The 23,482-nt window shown below is 36.8% G+C and carries 18 protein-coding genes and 2 pseudogenes; 10 read left to right on the top strand and 10 right to left on the bottom strand.

Going from position 1 to position 23,482, the window contains the following annotated elements; all coding sequences use genetic code 11:
- Positions 1 to 119: 119 nt before the first annotated feature.
- Positions 120 to 935, top strand: coding sequence for a 3-methyl-2-oxobutanoate hydroxymethyltransferase (gene panB / locus BWI92_RS00170; RefSeq protein ID WP_095160107.1), 816 nt, complete (start codon positions 120 to 122; stop codon positions 933 to 935).
- 38 nt (positions 936 to 973) lie between these two features.
- A complete protein-coding gene (locus tag BWI92_RS00165; RefSeq protein WP_176464323.1) occupies positions 974 to 1,699 on the top strand; it encodes an RluA family pseudouridine synthase in 726 nt (241 codons plus the stop codon).
- 397 nt (positions 1,700 to 2,096) lie between these two features.
- Here BWI92_RS00165 and BWI92_RS00155 read toward each other — a convergent pair.
- The 5 genes and pseudogenes from BWI92_RS00155 to BWI92_RS00135 all read right to left on the bottom strand — a co-directional run bounded on the left by BWI92_RS00155 (position 2,097) and on the right by BWI92_RS00135 (position 7,662).
- Positions 2,097 to 2,755, bottom strand: a pseudogene (locus BWI92_RS00155) (phosphatidylserine decarboxylase family protein).
- Between the two features lie 667 nt (positions 2,756 to 3,422).
- The gene (locus tag BWI92_RS00150) at positions 3,423 to 4,505 is read right to left on the bottom strand and encodes a type III polyketide synthase (RefSeq protein ID WP_095160104.1); all 1,083 of its coding nucleotides are present in this window, start codon (positions 4,503 to 4,505) and stop codon (positions 3,423 to 3,425) included.
- Between the two features lie 97 nt (positions 4,506 to 4,602).
- On the bottom strand, positions 4,603 to 5,379 hold the full coding sequence (locus BWI92_RS00145) for an alpha/beta fold hydrolase (RefSeq protein ID WP_095160103.1): 777 nt from the start codon (positions 5,377 to 5,379) through the stop codon (positions 4,603 to 4,605).
- Positions 5,380 to 5,585: 206 nt separating this feature from the next.
- Positions 5,586 to 7,019 (bottom strand): MFS transporter, encoded by a 1,434-nt coding sequence (locus BWI92_RS00140; protein ID WP_095160102.1) that lies wholly within the window; start codon positions 7,017 to 7,019, stop codon positions 5,586 to 5,588.
- A 214-nt stretch (positions 7,020 to 7,233) separates the two neighbouring features.
- The gene (locus BWI92_RS00135; RefSeq protein ID WP_095160101.1) at positions 7,234 to 7,662 is read right to left on the bottom strand and encodes a Dabb family protein; all 429 of its coding nucleotides are present in this window, start codon (positions 7,660 to 7,662) and stop codon (positions 7,234 to 7,236) included.
- A 203-nt stretch (positions 7,663 to 7,865) separates the two neighbouring features.
- Between BWI92_RS00135 and BWI92_RS00130 the strand changes: the two genes are divergently transcribed.
- Positions 7,866 to 8,456: an NADPH-dependent FMN reductase gene (locus tag BWI92_RS00130; RefSeq protein WP_095160100.1), complete on the top strand. Its 591-nt coding sequence runs from the start codon at positions 7,866 to 7,868 to the stop codon at positions 8,454 to 8,456.
- Between the two features lie 183 nt (positions 8,457 to 8,639).
- On the opposite strand, the gene BWI92_RS00125 is transcribed toward BWI92_RS00130, so the two are convergent.
- On the bottom strand, positions 8,640 to 9,341 hold the full coding sequence (locus BWI92_RS00125; protein WP_095160099.1) for a molybdopterin-dependent oxidoreductase: 702 nt from the start codon (positions 9,339 to 9,341) through the stop codon (positions 8,640 to 8,642).
- A 281-nt stretch (positions 9,342 to 9,622) separates the two neighbouring features.
- Between BWI92_RS00125 and BWI92_RS00120 the strand changes: the two genes are divergently transcribed.
- The 4 genes from BWI92_RS00120 to eutC all read left to right on the top strand — a co-directional run bounded on the left by BWI92_RS00120 (position 9,623) and on the right by eutC (position 13,229).
- Positions 9,623 to 10,999 carry an ethanolamine ammonia-lyase subunit EutB gene (locus tag BWI92_RS00120; protein ID WP_095160098.1) on the top strand — a complete coding sequence of 459 codons (1,377 nt, stop codon included), beginning with the start codon at positions 9,623 to 9,625 and terminating at the stop codon, positions 10,997 to 10,999.
- Positions 11,000 to 11,333: 334 nt separating this feature from the next.
- A complete protein-coding gene (locus BWI92_RS00115) occupies positions 11,334 to 11,600 on the top strand; it encodes a hypothetical protein (RefSeq protein WP_095160097.1) in 267 nt (88 codons plus the stop codon).
- Complete coding sequence (locus BWI92_RS00110) at positions 11,563 to 12,462, top strand: YitT family protein (RefSeq protein WP_095160096.1); 900 nt, start codon at positions 11,563 to 11,565, stop codon at positions 12,460 to 12,462. The genes BWI92_RS00115 and BWI92_RS00110 overlap by 38 nt, the downstream gene beginning before the upstream one ends.
- A gap of 11 nt (positions 12,463 to 12,473) precedes the next feature.
- Positions 12,474 to 13,229 carry an ethanolamine ammonia-lyase subunit EutC gene (gene eutC / locus BWI92_RS00105; protein ID WP_095160095.1) on the top strand — a complete coding sequence of 252 codons (756 nt, stop codon included), beginning with the start codon at positions 12,474 to 12,476 and terminating at the stop codon, positions 13,227 to 13,229.
- 130 nt (positions 13,230 to 13,359) lie between these two features.
- Here the strand turns inward: eutC and BWI92_RS00100 are convergent, their stop codons facing one another.
- Positions 13,360 to 14,022 carry a metal-dependent transcriptional regulator gene (locus tag BWI92_RS00100; protein WP_095160148.1) on the bottom strand — a complete coding sequence of 221 codons (663 nt, stop codon included), beginning with the start codon at positions 14,020 to 14,022 and terminating at the stop codon, positions 13,360 to 13,362.
- A gap of 684 nt (positions 14,023 to 14,706) precedes the next feature.
- Between BWI92_RS00100 and BWI92_RS00095 the strand changes: the two genes are divergently transcribed.
- Positions 14,707 to 16,017, top strand: coding sequence for an Nramp family divalent metal transporter (locus BWI92_RS00095; protein WP_095160094.1), 1,311 nt, complete (start codon positions 14,707 to 14,709; stop codon positions 16,015 to 16,017).
- A 253-nt stretch (positions 16,018 to 16,270) separates the two neighbouring features.
- Here BWI92_RS00095 and BWI92_RS00090 read toward each other — a convergent pair whose 3' ends face one another.
- From BWI92_RS00090 to BWI92_RS00080, 3 genes and pseudogenes are all read right to left on the bottom strand, one after another.
- Positions 16,271 to 17,107, bottom strand: a complete 837-nt coding sequence (locus BWI92_RS00090; protein WP_095160093.1) for a phytoene/squalene synthase family protein — start codon at positions 17,105 to 17,107, stop codon at positions 16,271 to 16,273.
- A 99-nt stretch (positions 17,108 to 17,206) separates the two neighbouring features.
- Positions 17,207 to 18,675, bottom strand: a pseudogene (locus tag BWI92_RS00085) (phytoene desaturase family protein).
- Positions 18,676 to 19,148: 473 nt separating this feature from the next.
- The gene (locus BWI92_RS00080; RefSeq protein WP_095160092.1) at positions 19,149 to 19,661 is read right to left on the bottom strand and encodes an RNA polymerase sigma factor; all 513 of its coding nucleotides are present in this window, start codon (positions 19,659 to 19,661) and stop codon (positions 19,149 to 19,151) included.
- Between the two features lie 376 nt (positions 19,662 to 20,037).
- Here BWI92_RS00080 and BWI92_RS00075 point away from each other — a divergent pair, with 376 nt between their 5' ends.
- Positions 20,038 to 22,365 (top strand): TonB-dependent receptor, encoded by a 2,328-nt coding sequence (locus tag BWI92_RS00075; RefSeq protein WP_095160091.1) that lies wholly within the window; start codon positions 20,038 to 20,040, stop codon positions 22,363 to 22,365.
- 114 nt (positions 22,366 to 22,479) lie between these two features.
- Positions 22,480 to 22,710, top strand: a complete 231-nt coding sequence (locus BWI92_RS00070; RefSeq protein WP_176464322.1) for a DbpA RNA binding domain-containing protein — start codon at positions 22,480 to 22,482, stop codon at positions 22,708 to 22,710.
- Positions 22,711 to 23,482 lie beyond the last annotated feature (772 nt).

The raw sequence follows: 23,482 nt of genomic DNA, 5'->3' as shown, positions 1-23,482 counted from the left end.
TAAGAAGAATTTCTTACTCGTATAATTAATCATTTGTTATACAATGATTTAATTTTTACTTTTTCGTCAATTCTTGTTCTCAATTTTGAAATAAGTACCATTCGTTAGATAGAACTACCATGTCCGTACATAGTGAAATTAAGAGAATCACCACCCACATTTTGCAAGAAATGAAGAATCGTGGTGAAAAAATTAGTTGTTTGACTGCCTACGATTACTCGATGGCTCGTATTGTCGATGCAGCAGGTGTTGACCTTATTTTGGTTGGCGATTCAGCTTCCAATGTAATGGCAGGGCATGAAACAACGCTCCCTATTACCCTTGACCAAATGATTTACCATGCTTCATCAGTTGTGAAAGGAGTTAAGAGAGCACTTGTCGTAGTCGATATTCCCTTTGGCTCATACCAAGGTAACTCTTCGGAAGCACTTCGTTCAGCGATTCGAATTATGAAAGAATCGGGAGCGCATGCCGTTAAAATGGAAGGTGGTGCCGAAATTAAAGAATCGATTACTCGTGTTTTAAGTGCAGGTATTCCTGTAATGGGACACCTAGGACTAACACCACAGTCTATTTACAAATTTGGAACTTACTCTGTACGTGCCAAAGAAGATGATGAGGCAAGCAAACTCATCGAAGATGCCAAAATGCTTGAACAATGTGGCGCATTCAGCGTTGTTCTTGAAAAAATTCCTGCAGCACTTACCAAAAAAGTATCCGAGCAACTCACCATTCCAACTGTAGGTATTGGAGCAGGCCCTGATGCTGATGGTCAAATTTTGGTGGTACACGATATGCTTGGTATCAACAAGGAATTTAAACCACGCTTTTTGAGAAGATATGCAGATTTAGACACCATCATGCACGAAGCCATTGGACAATACGTAGCAGATGTCAAAGCTGTAGATTTCCCGAATGCCAAAGAAAGTTATTAATCTTCAGGAGCACACGCTCCTATTAATCAATTATTATCATGAAAGATTTCCATGTAGTTTACGAGGATAATCATATCATCATTGTAAGCAAAAGAGCTGGGATTCTCGTGCAAGGAGACTCTACTGGCGACCGCACACTTACTGATGCTGTAAAAGAATATATCAAAAAGAAATATGATAAACCTGGAGACGTCTTTTTGCATCCAGTTCATAGATTAGACCGTCCTGTAAGTGGATTGGTTATTTTTGCACGTACCTCAAAGGGCTTGGAGCGTATGATGGAGGTTTTCCGTAAACGTGAAATTCAAAAGACTTATTGGGCAGTGGTAAGAAAAAAACCAGCCAACGAGAAAGGCAAGCTTACTCACTGGCTGGTTAAAGATGAAAAGCGTAATGTTGTAACAGCTCATGATACTGAAGTAAATGGTTCTCAAAAAGCTGAACTATATTATAAAGTTTTAGGTACGATTAATAAACATTATTTGCTGGAGGTTGAGCCCATCTCAGGACGTCCACACCAAATTCGTGTACAACTAGCAAGCATGGGATGCCCAATCAGAGGTGATCTTAAATATGGCTATGACAGACCAAATGCTGATGGGAGTATTAACTTACATGCACGTCGTCTCTATTTTACCCACCCTATCAAAAAAGAACCTATTATTTGCAAGGCGGCAGTACCTCCGATTCCATTCTGGGAAGAGTTTTTAGAACTAGACCCTGAAGATATTAAGCAAAAAAATCTGGGTTTTCTTCATGAATAATCGGCGACGATACATCGGACCAAATCTGTAGTATCAGACTTGATACTGCTTGTTTGACTCCTTGCAAAATTCCGGATGCGATACTCAATGGAAGTATTAATGGTAAAAACACAAGCCATTGTAGAAGCATAAATTGATTTACCTTTTTCATAACTTTTAGATTTTAATGGTTGTAAACGATTTTATTGTACTTTAAGTGGTTAATTTTTGATTTAAGTGATATAAAGGTAATTTCTTTTAGCAATGCACACAAATTAATTTTGTTAAAATTTTACAATTTTTTATTATTTAATTCACAAACTATATAACGAAGAAGTACCGAAAAATGTTTATTACACAATAAAAAAGCCTTTGCAATTGATTTGCAAAGGCTTTTCTAAATATAAAAATCTGATTATTAAGCTAATTCAGCGATTACAGTCTCTCCTCCTACAGGACGATCGTCTAGGTTAACTAATACCTTTGCATCTAATGGCAAAAAGATATCCACACGAGAACCAAATTTGATAAAGCCAAATTCAGAACCTTGCTCTACTTGCTTTCCTTCCTCTACATACCAACAAATACGTCTTGCTAGAGCACCTGCAATCTGACGAAACATTACCTCTGTTCCACTTTCATGGCGAACCACAATAGTAGTACGCTCATTTTCAGTACTTGCTTTTGGATGCCAAGCTACCAAATACTTCCCAGGATGATATTTAAAGAAAGATACAATCCCTGAAAGTGGATTGAAATTAATATGAACATTCACTGGAGACATAAAAATCGAAATCTGACGACGACGACCTTTGAAATATTCAGGTTCTTCTACTTCTTCAATTACCACAACTTTCCCATCTGCTGGAGCGATGATATGCTTTGGATTCTTTACAGTTACTCTTTTAGGAACTCTAAAAAACTGTAAGATAATGATAGAGAACAAGACGCTGAAAACTACAGCAATCTTACGAATTAGATCATTGTCAGGAAAGAAATAATAAACAGCTGAATTCAGTACAGCCAAAAAACAACTGTTACCAAAATGGTACCTGTACCTTCTTTGTGAATTGTCATACTTTGCTTTAGGGAAATATGGTTTCTACAAAGGTAAGAATTTTTTTGATTGGTAAAGACCTGTCGTATTAGGAATCCGTGATATTTGTTGTGGGGAGAATGAAGAAGAACCTACTAAATAATATGCATAACTTGTTATTGGCAAAGTCTAAGAAGTTTTAAAAGACCTACTGTTTTACTTCTAAACTTTTGACTAAGTTATAACTTGTATAACAAGCTATGCACATTAGACTGATTAATTACTTAGGACGAATTGGTAAAGGCTCTGTAATAGTTAAGATGCATTAAAATGATGACATCAACTCTAATATGGACTGTAAACTACTTAACTAGCCCACGAAATAAATACATTAGCTATCAGCTAAATGTTGAAAGTTTCAAGAAAATCAGCTTGGGAATAACAACCCCTGCCTGCGTTTAATAATCAAACTACTTTTAGCACATCAGTACCTCTCAAGAGAGTTACATAGATGATTCATAGTAGGATATTCAATATATTTCGACGGCGGTTGTCTTATGAAGAAGGGCGGTAATGGAAAAAGACAAATATTATTATTGAGCTCCTAGTTTGAGTCATAGAAAACTATGAATCTATAGCAAAACTAATCTTTTTTAATTACTAGTGGAAGTTAAGAAATGAAAGTTTTACAAGCGATGAAAAACCACACTAAACGCCTATTTTTGCTATTAAAGACTCTACTGTTAACCCTGGCCCAAAAGCACAACTCAAAATTTTACAGCCTTTATTTTCGTCATTTACCTGTTCTAAAACCCTTTTTAAAACAAAGAGTATGGTAGTAGAAGACATATTACCATAATCTCGTAAGACCTCGTAGGCATATTGATTATCCAATGAACTTATTCCTAGGGCTATCTCTACTGATTCCAAAATGGCTCTGCCTCCCGGATGAATAGCATAATATTGTACTTCATCTCTACGGGTGCCGTTAGCTTCGAGAAGGTTCTCTACTAACTGATTGATACCATTTTTGATGAGTTGAGGGACATAAGATGTTAAAGTCATTTCAAAACCAAAATCAGCAATGTGCCACGCCATGTCTGACTGTCCTTCAGTGAATAAGTCACAATAAAAAGATTCTAATTTCAAAACCTTTTCATGAGGAGCCCTAGGTTCAATAATCACGGCTGCTGCTCCATCAGAGAATAGTGCATTGGAAAGCAAAAAATCTAAATCTTTTTTCTTCTGAAAATGAAGCGTACACAGCTCGACACTAACTAGTAAAACTTTGGCATCAGGATTGGCTAGACATATATCATTAGCGACTTTCAAGCCATTAAAAGCACCATAGCAACCCATGAAATTAATGGCAGTTCTTTTCGTATAGGTTGGCAACCCCAAGGCTTGTACTAACTCAATATCTAACCCAGGAGCATACATACCCGTACAACTTACAGTAATTAGGTGGGTAATGCCCTCCAGAGATAAGCCTTTAGTAGCCTCCACACAAAGCGGTAAAGCTGTTTGCTTGTACACTTGCATACGATGTGCTACGGAAGGAAAAGGTTCTAAATTTTGTGTATTAGGATAAAATTGGTAGGATTCAATGGGAAGGCCATAATCTGGTATAACAGAATGGCGATACTGAATTTTGGTACTTCTATAAAGTGCTATGAGCTTACGTTTTTCTATTTCGTCCAACTCCAAAGAACGCGCCATAAACTCAGCGATTTCGAGTTGTCCAAAACGATTGGCAGGAACTGCTGTTCCGATAGCAGTGATATAGCTCATAGATTTTCAGTATAACGTGTGAATTGTCTTTATAGATTAAAGTCAGGTTACTTAATCATTGTTATATACGATAATATCCACACAATTGTTCAGTTTTTCAAGAAAAACCTTCTTTGCTTAGATAGGTTACCACCTTGTCAACCAATTTGGTATGACCTGTATCAAGCAAAACAGTTTGCTGTTTTTGTACATATTTACTCAATGGCAAAATTTGTTGTGGAGGAAGTAGTTGGTCGTACCTTCCCACAAAAAAGCTAAACTTGGTCTGAAATCTTTGTGCAAGTTGTATTAGTTTGGGAATATCAAATTGTAACTCTTTAAAGCCAATCCAAGCATGGTAAATTTGCTTTTGTTTGAGGGGTGTTCCTAACATAAAATCTGCCATTCGAACAGTACTTTTTGATACTATTCCCAATTTTTGAAGAGAATTACCCATTTTCAAAAAAGTTGGCTGATGTGCAATGACTCGTCTAAAGCCCCATCTTCCCAATTTACTTCCTGTAGCCAGTCGATACAAAGGGTTTACTTTGATGCCGTCTGGCGCTAAAAGTAGTACATGATTTATTCTTGCAGCAAATTCCTCAAAAGTCGCCAAAGCAAAACGCCCCCCTATGCTAAAACCTATTATATCAAATTCTTGAATATTTTCATTTTCAAAAAATTGGACTAAGCTATCTTTCCATAATTGCTTTGTTACAACAAATGGGTCTTGATGAATATGTTTTCCATGAAAAGGTAAATCAAAAAGATAGGTAGTGTATCTCTCTGAGAAAACTTCGGCAAAGTGCATGAAACATGAAAAATCCTGCCCGATTCCGTGGAATGCGAGCAGGATTTTAGCACCATTTCCTATTTTATGATAGTTCAAAACCATGAGGAATATTTGACGACAGGTTAAGTTAGTGGGCAAAATTTTTATTTTAGGCACAAGGCAACAGGCACAAGGCAAGGAGTGTTAAATTGTTTTTAGTAACGATAGATAAGTTTTACCCAATGCCCATAGCTGAAAGCCGAAAGCTCAATGATTAAACTTTTTTTGCCCACTAACTTAATTCATCACTCACAATTCTACATTAATACCTAGTGTCCTTTACCTGTATTTTTGACGACTTCTTTATCAAAATCAATATTCTGTTTGCGCAGTACAGCTTGAACACGAATACCAAAGAAGAACAAGTAACCAAAACAAGCTACTGCCAACAAATATGACAATTGAATACCAATACTATCTGCTAAAATACCTTGAACTACAGGAATCACAGCACCACCCAAAATCATCATAATCAAGAAGGCTGCACCTTGGTTTGTGTATTTTCCTAAACCAGCAGTACCCAGTGAGAAAATTGAAGGCCACAATACTGAACAGAATAAACCTCCACTAATCAATAAGAACAATGCGATTTTTCCTGTAAAAATTACCCCCAATAACGATGTTACTGCGCCACAAGCTGTATAAATCAATAAAGTTTTTACTGGCTTTTCTTGACTAGCAAAGAATGCTGCAATCATCATCACAACACAAAAACCGTAAGGTAATAAGTCTTGAACAGCACTACCACCCAAGGCATTTACGCCTAATACAATAGCAAATGCGACGAATGGAATAACTACCTTTAAAATAGTTTGAGTGCTTTGGCTAAAGTTAAAGTTTCCGATTGAAGCAGTCCAACGACCTACCATCATACTTCCCCAGAAAAGAGATACGTACTTCGCAATTTGAGAAGACTCTAAGTTTTCGGTTACTTTCAAATATTCACCCAAGTTACTACCAATCGTTACTTCAACGCCAACATAAACGAAGATTGCCGACATACCCAATAATAATTGTGGATATTTCAAGGCACCTGTTCCGATTTCTACGTCTTCGTCGTTAGTGATACGTGGAAGTTTTGATAGTTTGAAAAATACTGCGAATAAGGCAAAAACAACCCCTAAAATCAAATAAGGTGCTTTTACCGAATCAATCGAAGCATTTTTAGCTGCATCAGCCGAAATTGAACCGAAGATAGCGTAACTAATCAAAGCAGGACCGATTGTACCGCCTAGGTTATTAACAGCACCTCCTAAGTTGATACGTTGAGCACCTGTTGCAGGGTCGCCCAAGGCAATCATAAAGGGTTGGGTTGCTGTTTGCTGTAATGAAAAGCCCAGTCCTACAATAAATAGAGCTGAAAGGAGGATAGGAAATGATTTTAGTTCAGCAGCTGGGTAGAAAAGAATAGTACCAACAGCCGAGATAATCAAGCCATAAATGATACCATTTTTGTATCCAATTCTGTTGAGTACATCACCTTTAATGATGCCAGAAACCACAAAATAGAGAATGGACCCTACGAAATAAGCAGCGTAAAAAGCAAAGTCTACTAATTGAGCTTGCCATTGTTGCAATTCGAATTTGTCTTTGAATAGTGGGATAAGAATACCGTTTGAAGCAGCTACAAAACTCCAAAAGAACCACACTGTTACCAGCGTGTAGAGCGCAGACTGATTACTTTGCGTTGAGGAATTAGACATAGTTTAGTACTTTTTAAAAAAGAGAATAGACAACTTTGCTTAAAACTACTACTTTTTCTGGCAAAAATTATCTTTACTTTTTAAAATAACTTAAAAAGCCGTATTCCATATTTAGAATAAGTATTAAAATGCCGATTGTGTAGATTTATCACAATCGGCAAGGGCAAATATTTTTATTTTTGACATAACCACAACTTGTGACTATTCTATCAAACTACAACGCTATCGAATCATATACCACAACCTTCGACCACAAATGTTTATGATCTTCAATGAATTTCTTGTGGAGTGGATGTACTAAATATTTCTCTTCATCCTCTTTCGAAGCAAACAATAGTAATACCGAAAATGTGTAAGACGCATCAGTCACAGGTTTGTCAAAATCATTAATTGAAGCCTTTCCGATATGCGCTTGTTTGATTTGTTCAATTTTACCTAATCCTTTCAAACCTGCAAGCAATTGCTCATAAGCCTTTTTATCTTTGCTGTCTTTCAACCAAAAAAACACATGATGTGAAAAAACAGGCAGTGCCTTTGGAACGGCTGCTTCAGAATTACTCGGTGTCATAACAGTTAGGGCTGTGCCAGCAGTGGCTACTTGGAGAGATTTTTCAATAAAATTTCTTCGAGATGTATTTTTCATTTTTGAATAGATTTTTGTGTTTGATTACAAGATAGCAAATCATTTGAAAGAATCTATGTCTTTATGCAGGGCATTATTTTTTCACAAAAAATAACTTTTATAAACTTATCCCTAGTGAGTTGAGTTACTTACTTAGTAGTCAAATATCTAACAATCAACTTTATTTTAACCTACAACCACGGTTATTGACAACTCGTACAATCATGAATATTACGATTTTATCGACCTCACCCAGAAAAAACAGTAGTTCTCTTCGTTTTTCAAAATACTTAAAATCGCTTAGCCAAGAGGCAGGCTTTGACCAAATTGAAATTGTTGACTTCGAAAATTACGATGTACCATTTTTTGGTCAGGGTTTTATCAAAAAAGATAGCTTGAGTGCTTTTCAAGAAAAACTAATTGGCGCTTGGGCTAAAGCAGATTTAGTTTTTATAGTAATGCCCGAATACAATTGGTTTCCAGATGCAGAATTAATCAACTTGTTGAATCAGTTGGGAGGCAAAGATTTTGCGCATCTTTTTGGAGAAAAAACCTTCGCATTGGCGGGTGTATCAAGTGGTCGTGGAGGCAAGCTTCCTGCCATAGAAATGACGGTCATGTTGGGAAAACTCATCAATTTCTTGAATCAATACTCAGTGATTTCACCTCGTATTTATGAATCGCATGAAACCCACGTTAATCTCAACGAAAATGGCGAATTAGCCAATGACAATACTGTTTATGAAAATTCAGTAAAAGCTTTTGTAGATTATTCTATCAAAATCGCTCAACGCTGGAATAATGGAAAAGCATAATGTTGAAATTGAGTGAATGGTGGTTGAGTGATTATTTTAAAATGACACATATTTAGAGGCAAAGCATTGCGCCCCTACAAGTACGTAAAATCAAAATAATCACTCATCCACTCAATCACAACTCACCCAATTAGTATTTGTACTTTAATAAAAACTATGCACTCTACACTCCAAACTCAGCACTTAACTATATCTATCATTGCGCCAAGGATAAGCTGTATTCGAGTATCCTCTTTCTTCCCAAAAACCTAGCTTATTAGCCGATAAAAATTCGATTCTTTTAATCCATTTTGAGCCTTTCCAAGCATACAACTGTGGCGTAATCATACGCAAAGGACCTCCATGTTCGAGTGGTAAGGGTTCTCCTTCGACAGTATGCACGAGCATCACATCGGGCTTGAGTGCCTCCTCCAAGGATACGTTGGTTGTATAGGTATCATAGCCATAACACATCAAATGTGTGGCGGTTTCTTTGGGTTGTACCAAAGCTGCCAAGTCCATCAAACGCACGCCACGCCAAGACATATCTAGTTTTGACCAAGTAGTCACACAGTGAAAATCAGAAATATCGTCGGTTTGAGGCAATGCCAAAAAGTCTTCCCATTTCAATACTACGGGGTTTTCTACTTCGCCATCAATGATTAAGCGCCACTTGTCCATTGGAATTTGTGGATGATAACCCAAGTCTAGCACAGGCCACTTTTGTGTAATAGTTTGTCCTATGGGGGTTTGAGGCATTCCATGGCGATTGATTGGTCCTCGTCCCATTGGATTTGGGTCAGCCATAGATGGAGTCTCCTTCATTTTTTCTTCAAAACGAGCTTTGAGTTTCATTCTCGCTTCAATGATTTTATCTAATTTCTCAGGATTTTGTTCACCTGTCATACGCTTTGTGGGCTATAAGTAAAAATAGTTGAGTAAATACCTGCCGTAGGCAATAAGCTTTATGCCGTAAGCCAAAAATGCAATAACCTCTTTACAATACAGAAAAATTTATGATTAGATTCCTAATCAGCTCTTCAAGGATAAATTTATTCAATTGAAAAACAGAATCAAACTCAAAAAGTTTTTAAATTAAGTGAAAAAGGAAAGGGAATATGTCTTCGATATGAATCATGATACTTTTTTGAATCATCTCTTCCTCTAAGTCATGACAGTCTAACAATATGTTTCAACAAACGATTAAATACAAAACCTATCAATTTGCCGACCTCAAAACGCTTATGGCAAAAGCTACCCCAAAAAGGTCGGGGGACGAACTAGCTGGTGTGGCTGCCAACAGTGCCGAAGAAAGAGTAGCCGCACAAATGGCATTGGCTGATGTACCATTGAAGGTTTTTCTGAACGAAGCACTTGTTCCTTACGAAAAAGATGAAGTTACCCGCCTGATTATCGATACCCACGACTTGGCGGCCTTCTCTCCTATCAGTCACTTGACAGTGGGAGACTTTCGAAATTTCCTTTTATCCGAAAATACCACGACGGAGGTTTTACAACAAATCAGTAAAGGCATAACTCCCGAAATGGCGGCAGCAGTTTCTAAGCTCATGCGCATTCAGGACTTGATTAATGTTGCCTCTAAATGTAGCGTTATTACCAAATTTAGAAATACCATTGGTTTAAAAGGACGTTTTTCGACCCGTTTACAGCCCAATCACCCTACTGACGACTATCGTGGTATAGCAGCCAGTATGATTGATGGTTTGTTTTATGGAAACGGCGATGCCGTAATTGGCATTAACCCAGCCACCGATAGTGTTCCAACCGTAATACAATTGGTTTCGATGTTAGATAGTGTCCGTCAAAAATTTGACATTCCTATCCAAACCTGTATTTTGAGTCATATTACTACAACGATCAAAGCCATAGAAAGAGGTGCGCCTATTGATTTGGTATTTCAATCTATTGGAGGAACAGAAGCCACTAACACCTCTTTTGGCGTTAATTTGGACATCTTAAAAGAAGGTTACGAAGCTGGTTTATCACTCAATAGAGGCAGCGTTGGCAATAACCTTATGTATTTTGAAACGGGACAAGGCTCGGCTTTATCTGCCAATGCGCATTGGGGACTCGACCAGCAAACTTGCGAAACAAGAGCTTATGCAGTAGCCCGTCACTTCAATCCATTATTAGTAAATACCGTAGTGGGATTTATTGGCCCTGAGTATTTATTTGATGGAAAACAGATTATTCGTGCAGGCTTAGAAGACCATTTTTGTGCCAAATTATTGGGCTTACCAATGGGTGTGGATGTTTGTTATACCAACCACGCCGAAGCCGACCAAGACGATATGGATTCGCTATTGACATTACTCGGTACAGCAGGCTGTAATTTTATCATGGGCGTACCAGGAGCCGACGATGTGATGCTTCATTACCAAAGTACTTCATTTCACGATGCACTCTATATTCGTCATTTATTGGGATTAAAGCCAGCTCCTGAGTTTGAAGAATGGCTACTCAAAATGAATATCGTGGATGAACAATTTAGACTAAAAACTATTTCTAGTGAACATCGGCTTTTACAACAATCAATATCTTAAGTTGTGTGTTCCTGATTACTGGACAAAACGAGAAAGTGTGATTCAGGTGTATAGACTTTTTCACTGCATTTTTTAAAAACAGTTTTAAACTGTTAAAAAAATGAGTCCAAGACTAAGTCTTGAACTAGTAAATTCAATTTTGTCCATTAATCAGTGTATGTTCATTTATATTGATAGTATTCTTCTGATTATAAACACTTTCCAATAACGGTTACGCTAGTAACTTTTAACGTTATCTCATATTAGAATACTATTAGAATAGGGTAATCCACGGAGTTATTCTCCAAAATCAGCGTTATTAGTATACGTTAGGCAATCAAAACCTTTGCATTGTATGAAAAGTCTCGTTTCAAAAAGTCTTCTTGTATTACTAAGCTTTGCTATTATAAGCTGCGATCAAATTCAGGAAAAATCTTTAGAAAATGTCAAGAAAATAAAAGAGTCCGTTCCTGAATACACCGTTGTGGTGATAGACGGGTGCGAATATCTAAGACTTGAACATACACATGGGTATGCCAGCTTAACGCATAAAGGAAACTGTAAAAACCCTATTCACATCTACAATGGTACAAAAACTTCTCCTCAAAACCCTAGGCATTAATGAATATAACCCTGCACAAAGCGTCAAGAACGTTTCTCTGATTGCCTTAGGTGTATTACTCGCAGGAATTGGTCTCAAAGGATTTTTGCTTCCCAATAGCTTTTTGGATGGAGGCGTAATGGGTATGTCTTTGTTGATTAACATCACAACTGACATTCCACTTCCTTATTTAATTGTTATCGTAAATCTTCCGTTTATATTTTTGGCATACAGTCAAGTATCCAAGTTTTTTGCCATCAAAACACTTTTAGGCATTGTTGGGCTCGCTATCTGCATTGCTTTTATCGAAATCCCACTGGTTACTTCCGACAAACTATTGATTGCTATCTTTGGAGGGTTCTTCTTAGGCGCAGGTATTGGTATGTCTATCCGTGGTGGTGGCGTATTGGATGGCACCGAGGTATTAGCTTTATATATTAGCCGTAAAACAGTTTTATCAGTAGGCGACGTCATTATTATTATCAACGTATTGATTTTTGCAGTTGCAGCTTTTTTAATCAATATCGAAACAGCCTTGTATGCCATGCTTACGTATTTATCAGCCTCAAAAACGATTGACTTTTTGATTCATGGTATAGAGGAATACACAGGCGTGACGATTATTTCTGAAAAAAGTGAAGAAATCAGAGTGATGATTATAGAGCAGCTCGGACGTGGTGTAACGATTTTTAAAGCGAAAAGAGGTTTCGGAAAAAGAGGTCGTAAAGATGAAGACTTGGACGTAGTTTATACGGTATTGACTCGTTTGGAAATCCAAAAGCTTACCAACGAAATCGAAAATATTGACCCTACGGCCTTTGTCGTACAACAAAGTCTGAATGACGTAAAAGGTGGTATGATAAAGAAATTACCCTTGCATTAATTGAGTGAATTATGACAACAGAAAAACAACTGATTCAGACTGATATTTGGGATTTTTTGCAAAGCTATACCTCTGCCCGCATTGCTCGTGGACGTGCTGGGCATAGCTTACCGACCAAAGAACTTCTTCGGTTTCAGGCTGACCATGCTCAGGCTCGTGATGCTGTGCATTCTTCTTTAGACCTACAAAATATTCAAGATAGAATTTTGCATGAAACTATTGTCTTACAAAGTAAGGCTAATTCTCGTGCTCAATATTTACAGCGTCCAGATTGGGGAAGGCAATTGTCTGAAGCCTCTAAACAGGCGCTAAAAAACGTGGTTGATACACCACAAGATATTGCTATTGTTATAGCAGATGGCCTGTCGGCCAACGCCGTCAATACCCATGCCATACCGGTGGTAAATGGTTTATTGAATGTGTTGATTCAACATCATTGGCGTATTGCGCCTATTGCCTTGGTAGAACAAGGCCGAGTAGCCATTGCTGATGAAATAGCGAGTGCCTTCAAGGCCGAAATAGTCCTTATTTTGATTGGCGAACGCCCAGGACTGAGCTCGCCAGATAGTATGGGCGCTTATTTGACATATCAGCCGAGTGTAGGTATTACCGATGAAAGAAGAAACTGTGTATCTAATATTCGTCCTGAAGGATTGAATTATCCCGCAGCTATCGAAAAAATACTCTATTTACTTACCGAAATGAAAACTAAACAAATCAGTGGGGTAAATTTGAAAGACGAAATGCAAGGGAAGCTTTTATATTGAGTGGTTTTGTGATTGAGCGAATGAGTGATTGTTTTATTAGAATTTTACTGGTAGAGACGCAATGCTTTACGTCTTTACTAAATAGAATATAACTTTTAACATAATCACTCAATTCTCAATGTCTCATTTTTTATTTTATTCCCTTCACCAAGAGATTTTTCGCTACTTCATGACTCATAAATTGTGGATTAGCTTGAGCAATTTGTACGGATAATGATTTATCAAAATCATTGATTTCTAAAATATATAATTCCGAACCTAGACTAATGCCTAATTTGGCTACATACTGCAAAAAGGCAGAAGAATGCTCCGAAACACCCATCATCAACACGCGCTCACCTTGTTTGACTTCTGATAAATTTTGATAGGTTAGTTTTGGCATTCTACCATTAGGATCTGGAATAGGGTCACCATGTGGGTCAAACTTAGGAAAACCCAAAAACTCATCTAACTTTTCAACTAACTCCTCTGAGTCTATATGCTCTAATTGCTCGGCAATATCATGAACCTCATCCCAGTTAAACCCTAGTTTTTCTACCAGAAATACTTCCCACAAACGATGCTTACGAATCACTTTAAGCGCCACTTGTTCGCCAGCCTCAGTAAGACGTACTCCTTGGTATTTTTGGTAATTAACCAAATTCTTTTCCGACAACTTCCGAAGCATATCCGATACCGACGCTGCTTTGGTCTGAGTGAGTTCAGCTACGGCATTGGTGCTAATATCTGCATCGGTTTCGGCAGAAAGTTTATAGATTATTTTCAGGTAGTTTTCTTCTGTGAACGAAGTGATTTGCATGAATTTTATAGTTATACTTCTTCGAAAAAGGATTCGTTGATGCGTTTTTCAAAGAAGTGAGTAGTTGTCAAATAACAAAATTTAGAATTTAAGTAAAAAAGTTATTAGTTAATAGTATATCAGTTACTGGAATGCACGCATAATTAGCAAGATAAGATTTAAACTATGAGTTTAGGCACTAGGCAAAGAGTGTTAAAATGTTTTTAATAACCACAGACCCACTTTTTTCCAAAGCCCACCGCCGAAAGCCGTTACCTGAAAGCCTAAGCACAATCTTAAATTTTATTTTGCGTACTAACTTATAACACAGATACGATTAGTCGATTTCAGAAAAACAATTCCTTCTTTCAGTAAACTAAGCCTTTAACTATGCTTTTAATTTATACAAAGGTAATTTTTTACTTGAACAAAAGTAAATTTTAGACTAATCTAAAAATTTGTTTTGAATTATAAAAAATACATTTTAAGTTTGTTAAGCATTTAGTAAAAGCTTGGAGCTCAAAGTTTAGGATAACTACTTAGCACTTTATTCAAAAGTAGGAAGCAGTTTTCGGAAAGCTCAAAAGAGTCAAATAGGTGATAAAATACTAATACTTGATTTTTTGAGATTGTAAACCAACAATCATTTACTAAATACACAAACACTCTCAAAGATTAAAACCTAATATTACCAAAACTATGAGTTGGAAAAATAAAGATATAACTCCATCCTTACCCGAAGTATACGCCTCGATAGATGTACCCAAAACGGGTTCATTTTGGCGAAAGCTTTGGGCTTTTACAGGACCAGGACTAATGGTAGCCGTTGGCTATATGGACCCAGGCAATTGGGCTACAGATATCGCTGGTGGCTCTAAATTTGGCTATACGCTTCTTTCTGTTATTTTGATTTCTAATTTGTTTGCGATGCTTTTACAACATTTATCGCTCAAACTAGGAATTGCCACAGGCAAAGACCTTGCCCAAGCCTGCCGTGATGCATATTCTAAACCAACGGTAATTGTTCTTTGGTTGCTTTGCGAAGTTGCAATTGCTGCTTGCGACTTGGCTGAAGTAATTGGCTCTGCCATTGCTCTAAATTTATTATTTGGAATGCCTTTAAGTGTTGGGGTAGTCATAACAGTGTTAGATGTTTTGGTTTTACTTTATTTCCAAAACAAAGGATTCAGAATGTTGGAAAGTATTGTAGCTGCCTTGATATTTATGATTTTCCTTTGTTTTTCTTACGAAATAGCCGTTTCACATCCTTCATTTTCTCAGATTGTAGGTAATCTTGTTCCCAAAAAAGAAATCATTGTAAACCCAGATATGCTTTATGTAGCCATCGGGATTTTAGGCGCTACAGTTATGCCACATAATTTGTACTTGCATTCGAGCATTGTACAAACACGTGATTTTGAAAAGTCGACTGAAGGAAAACGTTCTGCCATCAAATTCGCTACAATTGATTCTACTATTTCATTAGGATTTGCCTTTTTTATCAATGCCGCTATTTTGATTGTATCGGCAGCAGCTTTTCATACTTCTGGCAATCAGCAAGTAGCGGATATACATGATGCCTATCACTTGCTCGACCCTGTATTAGGTGTAAAAATGGCAGGTATTTGTTTTGCTGTAGCCTTATTAGCTTCAGGACAAAATTCTACTTTGACAGGTACTTTGGCTGGGCAAATTGTAATGGAAGGCTTTTTAAACTTACATTTAAAACCTTGGTTACGTCGTCTAATTACTCGTTTGCTAGCAGTAATTCCAGCCTTGATTGTAACCTTGATTTATGGAGAAAAAGGGACAGGAGAACTTTTGGTTTTGAGTCAGGTAATATTATCGCTTCAGTTGAGTTTTGCGGTAGTTCCACTTGTGATGTTTACTAGTTCCAAAAAGAAAATGGGAGAATTTGCCAACTCGAAATTGGTAGAAATCACCTCATGGGTCGTATCAATTATCATTATAGTTTTTAATATGTACTTACTTTGGGATACATTGATGTAATAAAGGTTATTGAGTGAATGGTGATTGAGTGGTTGAGTGATTAGTCTATCCGTAGTAGAGACGCAAAGCATTGCGTCTTAAGCCTAGTCAGACATAGCATAGTAATATCGAAAAAGGCGGTCGAAAAACAATTTTCGACCGCCTTTTTCATGAACAGTTTAGGAATAATTCTATTGCTAAAAATAGTTTAAAACGAAAGACATGACATATATACTGGTAATAATCACTCAATCACCATTCACTCAATTAGCCATTAAAGCACATTTAGCCTAAACTGAAAGTAAGTTTTTGCAAGCAAAGCAACCTTCTGAAAATCAGGCACTCTGATTCTTTCATTCTGAATTTTTGAGGCTGGACAACCCTTTATTTTATCAAACAAACGAAGATAATATTTGTAAGCTAAATATACCCCTGCTTTGGCGCCTTTAGGCAAATTCATAATACCTCTGTAGGCGGCATCAAAGTCAGCCTGAATATCTTCTTCTATGAGTTGTTTGTCCGTTAAGGTAAAATTGGTAAAATCTACATTGGGGAAATAAGTTCTACCTCTTTCCTGAAAATCTGATTTAATATCACGTAAAAAGTTCACCTTTTGAAATGCTGATCCTAATCTTCTAGCATCGTCTTTCAGGACTTGATACATCTCGTTGTTTCCTTCACAAAATACTCTTAGGCACATCAACCCTACAACCTCTGCCGACCCGTAGATATACTCCTCGTAGCCCACTTGATTGTATTCGGACTGATACAAATCCATTTCCATAGAGTGTAAAAATGCCTTAATCAAATCATGGTCGATTTGATATTCATTTACCACCATTTGAAACGAATGTATGACAGGATTCAGGCTAATCTTTTCGTCAATAGCTTTGAAAGTATCTGTTCTAAAAGTATTAAGCAATGCTTTTTTATCAAAACCATGGAAGGTATCCACAATTTCATCGGCATAGCGTACAAAGCCATAAATCGCATAAATAGGGAAATGAAAACGCTTATCTAGCGTTTTGATACCCAGCGTAAACGAAGTACTGTAGTACTCAGTAATGAGCTTACTACATTCGAAAGTCGTGGTGTTATACAAATCCATCATGTCTTTAAAGCATCATTGCATCAAAGCCAAAGCCTCTTTGCCGTTAAAGGTTTAAAAGTGATTTAGTAATGTTTAGTAAGTATGTGGTCGGGTGATTCTTTATCTCATTTCTTTATCCAATTCACTAGCTACCAATAAGCCAGAAATTAGAGAAGGAGGTACTCCAGGACCCGGTACTGTCAACTGACCTGTGTAGTAAAAATTTTGTATTTTCTTACTTTTCAAAGTTGGCTTCAACAACGCCGTTTGCATAAGTGTATTTGCCAAACCGTAAGCATTTCCTTTGAAAGCATGATAATCTTGTTTAAAATCACGGTGAGCATAGCTTCTTTTGTATACCACAGAGTCGCGAATAGAAGTCCCACAATATTTTTCAAGACGCTCCATCAAAATACTGTAATATTTTTCTCTCATTTCCTCCGTATCTTCCAAATCAGGTGCCACAGGAATTAATAAGAATATATTTTCACAACCCTCTGGAGCAACACTACTATCTGTTACTGATGGTGCCGAAGCATAAAATAGAGGCTTCGAAGGCCATTTGGGTTCAGTATAAATTTCGTGTGCATGAAGACTAAAATCTTCGTCAAAAAATAAATTATGGTGTAACAATTTTGGAATACGCTTATTGACCCCCAAATAAAACAATAAAGACGATGGAGCCATCACTCGTTTATCCCAATACTCTTCATCGTAGTTTCGATAAGTTTGCCCTAGAATTTTATCCTCAACATGGTGATAATCGGCACTAGCAACCACTGCATCAGTATCAAAAGTACCTTGACTAGTAATAACTTGTTTGGCTATACCATTGTTTACTACAACCTTTTGAACCTCCTGATTATAGAGAATTTTCACGCCCTTTTCTTCTGCCAAAGCCACCATTCCTTTCACGATTTTGTGCATTCCACCCATTGGATACCATGTACCCAATTGCATTTCGGCATAATTCATCAAGCTATACATTGCTGGAGTATTTTCGGGCGTAGCTCCCAAAAATAAAATAGGAAACTCCATCAGCTTCAGTATTTTATCATCTGTAAAAAACTTACGAATATGCTTAGCAAATGACTGAAATACGTCTAATCGAACCACATCATACAGTAATTTTACACTTACAAATTCTGAAATGCTTCGAGAAGGCTTCCACACGAATTGATTGATCCCTACATCATATTTATACTCTGCCTGTCGAAGAAACTCTCTAAACTTTGCACCACTACCCGGTTCCATTTCCTCAAAAAGCGCTTCAAGTTTATCAACCCCAGCAGGAAGTGCTATGGTTTCATTTCCTTCCAATATCACAGCGTACGAAGGATCTAGACGCACTAAATCATAATAGTCAGAAGTTTTTTTATTGAATTTAGCAAAATAGTTGTCAAAAATATCGGGCATCCAATACCAGCTTGGCCCCATATCAAATGTAAAACCCTCTGCCTCAAAAACTCTCGCACGACCACCCGCCATGCTATTTTTTCTAGAATCGTAACGTCATAACCTTTATCGGCCAAGCCTGTTGCGGCGGCTAAACCCGAAAATCCCGCTCCAATTACAATTACTTTTTTCATGTATAGTTTTGTTTAAGTATCCAAATCAGATGTTTCTTGTGTGGTTTTGAGATAGATACTTTTAGGTAGTTTAAGTTTTTAAGAGTGATTGAGATAGAAAGTATCTAGCCTAACTAATGCCATATGATACAACTTTACCTTTTCCACCTAAATCTACGTAGGAAATTTATTCTGTTGTATAATTCTTGAAAAAATGGTATTGAGAAATCTTAGAATAGAAACTTTATACTGTAATAAACCGAGAAGCCTAAAGAATGTTTTGTAAAAGGTTTAGTTTTTAAAAATTAAACAAAAACAAAAAAGTCGAGCAAGCGCTCGACCCTTTGCAACTTTCTTCTGTTAACCAAAAAACTAATCAATTATTTCACAATTGTCGTTTTTGGAGTCAATACTTTTGGTGTTGATGAAGTGTAACTCCAGTTAGAACGACTTGTCCTAATTAATTTTAGGCACCAAGTTACAACGTTTAGGCCTTAATTCCAATAAGCATACATATGAAGCTTATCTTTTAATTCCTTTCTGGCTATGTGGATACGGTTCTTAACTGTACCTATTGGGATATTCAATTTGTCGGCTATTTCATGATATTTAAAGCCTCTGAAATACATCACAAAAGGCATACGATATGCCTCATCTAGCGATTTAACGGCATTTTCTATGTCATTAAGGGCAAAAGAGCTTGCTGCGCTGTTGTCAGTGCTTGACTCTAAAGAGTTGATATAATGCAAGTTATCAGAAGTATCAATGAAGGTATTTTTACGAACCATTTTTTGATAATTCGTAATAAAAGTATTTTTCATGATAGTGTACAACCATGCTTTCAAGTTGGTACCTTCTGTATATTTATCTCTGTTGGTGAATGCCTTCAACAAAGTGTCCTGTAACAAATCATTTGCATCTTCGTAATCTCTAGTCAACTTCATAGCAAACGGTTTCAATGACTTTGAAACTCTACCTATGTGGAATGAAAATTCAATAGCAGTCATAATTGTGTTGAGTTTATTTGTTGATTTGTTTAACAAATATATTACAACATTAAACAAACTTCAAAACTTTTTCGAATAAATTTTACATTAAAATTAAATTAGAATTAATAGCCAATAAGGCTAAAATCAAGTATTTATCAAAAAACTGCAAGTTTCAGAAATGTTCAAAAAAGTTCAAAAATTTAGAAAAAAGTTTAACAACAAGCCAATTTTGTTAAACAAAGCCTTTTGTTTAAGTTTATATTAGTAAAAAGTTAAACAAAATTTTGCCTTCTTCTTAAAAATATCCAAAATCTAGAACCGCTTTAATTGCAACTTTGTTGCAATTATTATCCTCCCAATTATTATCTTTGTTTACCAACAATTATCGACAAACGTGAAAAAACTTTTTTTTATACTTACGGTATTACTCAGCTTTGGGTTGAACATTTTTGCACAAAATACCACTAACTGTAACTGTACACTCAAAGGCGTAGTACACGAAACCAATGCCCACAATCCCATCCCTGGCGCCGTGGTATATTTGAAAGGAACCAAATATGCGGTCTTCACCAATGCGAAAGGTGAATATCAATTCCCGAAACTTTGTCAGGGTGCCTATACACTTGTATGTCAGGCAGTGGGCTTTCAAAAAATTGAGGTTCCTATCAACCTGACACAGGAGCATTCGAAGGAACTCACCCTTGCCAATGACGATGAGCATTTACAAGAGGTAGTCGTTTCAGGAAAAAAGACAGAAAATCAGACCAAAGCCAAATCAGTCATTGAAGGTAGCGACCTTGCCGAAACTCGTGGACAAAGTCTTGGCGAAGCCCTCAAAGCTGCAACAGGCGTAACCACACTTCAAACAGGTAGTAGTATTGCCAAACCCGTAATTCATGGGATGCACTCAAACCGAGTATTGATTCTTAATAATGGAATACGTCAGGAAGGGCAACAATGGGGTAGCGAACATGCGCCAGAAATTGATCCATTTATGGCACAAAAACTCACAGTTATTAAAGGTGCTGCTGGCGTTCGTTATGGGTCCGATGCTATTGCTGGTGTAATTATGGTAGAACCTAATCCCCTACCCGATTCGGCAGCGATTCATGGTGAAGCTAATTTAGTAGGCTTTTCGAATGGTCAACAAGGGATTGCCTCTGGTATTATAGAAGGTGGTTTTGCGAAGAAAAAAGGATGGGCTTGGCGTTTGCAAGGTACTTACAAACGCGGTGCTGACATCAAAACGGCAGACTATTATTTAGCCAATACGGGTATCCAAGAACGAAATTTTTCGGCAACTATTGGATATAACACTGCTCACTGGGGTACAGAAGCCTATTTTAGCTATTTTGATACACAATTAGGAATTTTTGCGGGTTCGCATATTGGCAATATTACAGACTTACTTACTGCGATTAATAGTTCGCGTCCCAATATTGACTACACGCCTTCCTCGGCAAGCTATACTATCAATCGTCCTAATCAAGATTTGGCGCATAATCTCTTTAAAGTAAAATCCTTTTTAGTAAGTGAAAATCTTGGGAAGTGGCAATTGACTCTTTCTCGCCAATATGACTGGCGTTTGGAGTATGATGTACCAAGAGGAAATCGTACGTTGAATACGCTCAATTTCAAACTCACGACCTATCAAGCTGAATTATTGCTTGACCACAAACCGCTATGGAACACCTTGAGCGGAACATTTGGCGCAAGTGGTATGTATCAGGAAAACTTATCATCATCGTATGAGTTGACCAAACCGCTCATTAATACCGTATTGATTCCAAATTATCAGACTAAAAGCGGTGGCGTCTTTTTGATTGAACGTTGGGTAAAAAATCGTTGGGAAGTTGAAGGTGGTTTGCGCTATGATATTCGTTCTTCGGATGCGTATGGATTAGATGCCTCCAGCAAACTCTTCAATTATTCTTTTACTTTTAATAATGCCTCCTCAACCATTGGCTTTGTCTGGAATAGTTCGGAGTCTTTATCTTTGAAAGGAAATGCTGCTATTGCTTGGCGTGCACCTAATATGAATGAATTATTCTCAAACGGAGTACACCACGGAGCAGCAGCTTACGAGAAAGGAAATATCAATCTACAACCCGAAGTCGCACATAACTTTTCGGTCACTGCCGAATATTCTGGAAGTAAATGGGCGTGGGAAATTAGTCCGTATTTGAACTTAATTAATGACTTTATTTATTTAAAGCCTCGTGTAGAAAATGGGGAAATTCAAACGGTATTGTCGGTAAGAGGCGCTTTTCCTGCCTTTGACTATACACAAGTAGATGCTCGATTTGCAGGAGTTGATGCTTCCGTAAAATATTTGATTTCAAAACATTTTACCATTACTGAAAAATACTCAATGGTAAGAGCCAAAGATACTCGCAACGATGATTATATGGTCAATATTCCTGCCGACCGTTTGGAGAGTAGTCTACGCTATACTTTTGGAAAAAATCAAGCTTACGTGAGCTTAACCAACTTATTGGTGGCTCGCCAAACACGTGTAGAGGCTAACAGCGATTTCTTGGCACCTCCTTCGGGATACAGTTTGTGGAGCATGAATGCTTCGTATCCTTACAAAAATTTCACCTTTGGTCTGGGTGTAAGTAATCTGCTCAATAAATCTTATCGTGACTACATGAATCGATTCAGATATTTTACAGACGAAATGGGAAGAAATATTTCGTTGAGAGTGCAGTATAGATTTTAAAATAGGGGTTAGGGGTTAGGCGATAGCAGAGATAGAGGTGGTCGTTCGGAAGATAGAGGTCCTCGTTCTGACAAACAAGGTCGTCCTTACCGTCGCGATGCAAACATGGTAAGAATGTTTGTTAACATCGGTTTCAACGAAAAAATCTCTCCAGCGAATATCGTAGGAGCATTTGCAGGTGAATCTGGAATTCCGGGTAACGTATTGGGTCAAATTGATATTTTCGACAAATATTCATTTGTTGACGTTCCTAAAGAATTTGCAAACACTGTATTGAACCGTATGGAAGGTGCTTCTATTAAAGGTAAAAAAGTAAATGTTGAGATTGCAAAGCCTAACAACTAAGCATTCGATTTACATAAATATAAGGCCGCTGTGAAAACAGCGGCCTTTTTTATTGCCTATACTTCTAGCTATACTTTTGCTCAATAAAAAAATAAAGTAAAATATGGTTATTTTGTTTAAAATTATAACTATTTTTATTGAATATTTGTCCTTTGCTACTTATTAGCCTCTTATCGACTCAATAAATTAAAGTAAATATTGCCTTAAAAAACATGCAGGTTATTATTTGGTAAAAATAGATACTTAAAGAATATAGCATTGGTTTTGTTGATTTGAGTAGAATTATATTTTGGTTTAAGTATAATTACTTACTCTTCGGGTTTTGTTATTTACTACCTTTATCGTTGACAAATGATGAATAATTATCGATTTATTTATGTTAATTGTATATTCAGCTACTAAAAATAGAGTATACAATATGATTAAAATAATTTTTTGTTGTATTTTTAAAACAATTTTAAATAAGTGGCATATAAATAATTGTTAAACTAATTGTTAATGTATAATTTCACCTCAGTTTAGAAAATCAAACACATACAGAATCAAACTAAAGTCAGTTTTAATCATCAACAAATTATATTCTGTTTAATGCATGAAAGATAGAATTCTATATCATGCTACTACAAATCTTTGAGCTTTTTGATAATGCTACAAAGTAGGCTTAATGTATCACCTTAACTGTTACAAAAGCTTCTCGATAGTTTTGATACTATTTCCTAGATAAGTCCAGTCTTTGTTTGCAAAACAAAATTACCTTAACCTGTTCTTATTG

It is taken from the genome of Flectobacillus sp. BAB-3569, from assembly GCF_002270355.1.
Lineage (GTDB): Bacteria > Bacteroidota > Bacteroidia > Cytophagales > Spirosomataceae > Flectobacillus > Flectobacillus roseus.
The sequence above is the reverse complement of the archived record's forward strand: the minus strand, read 5'-3'. Positions and strand labels throughout refer to the sequence as shown.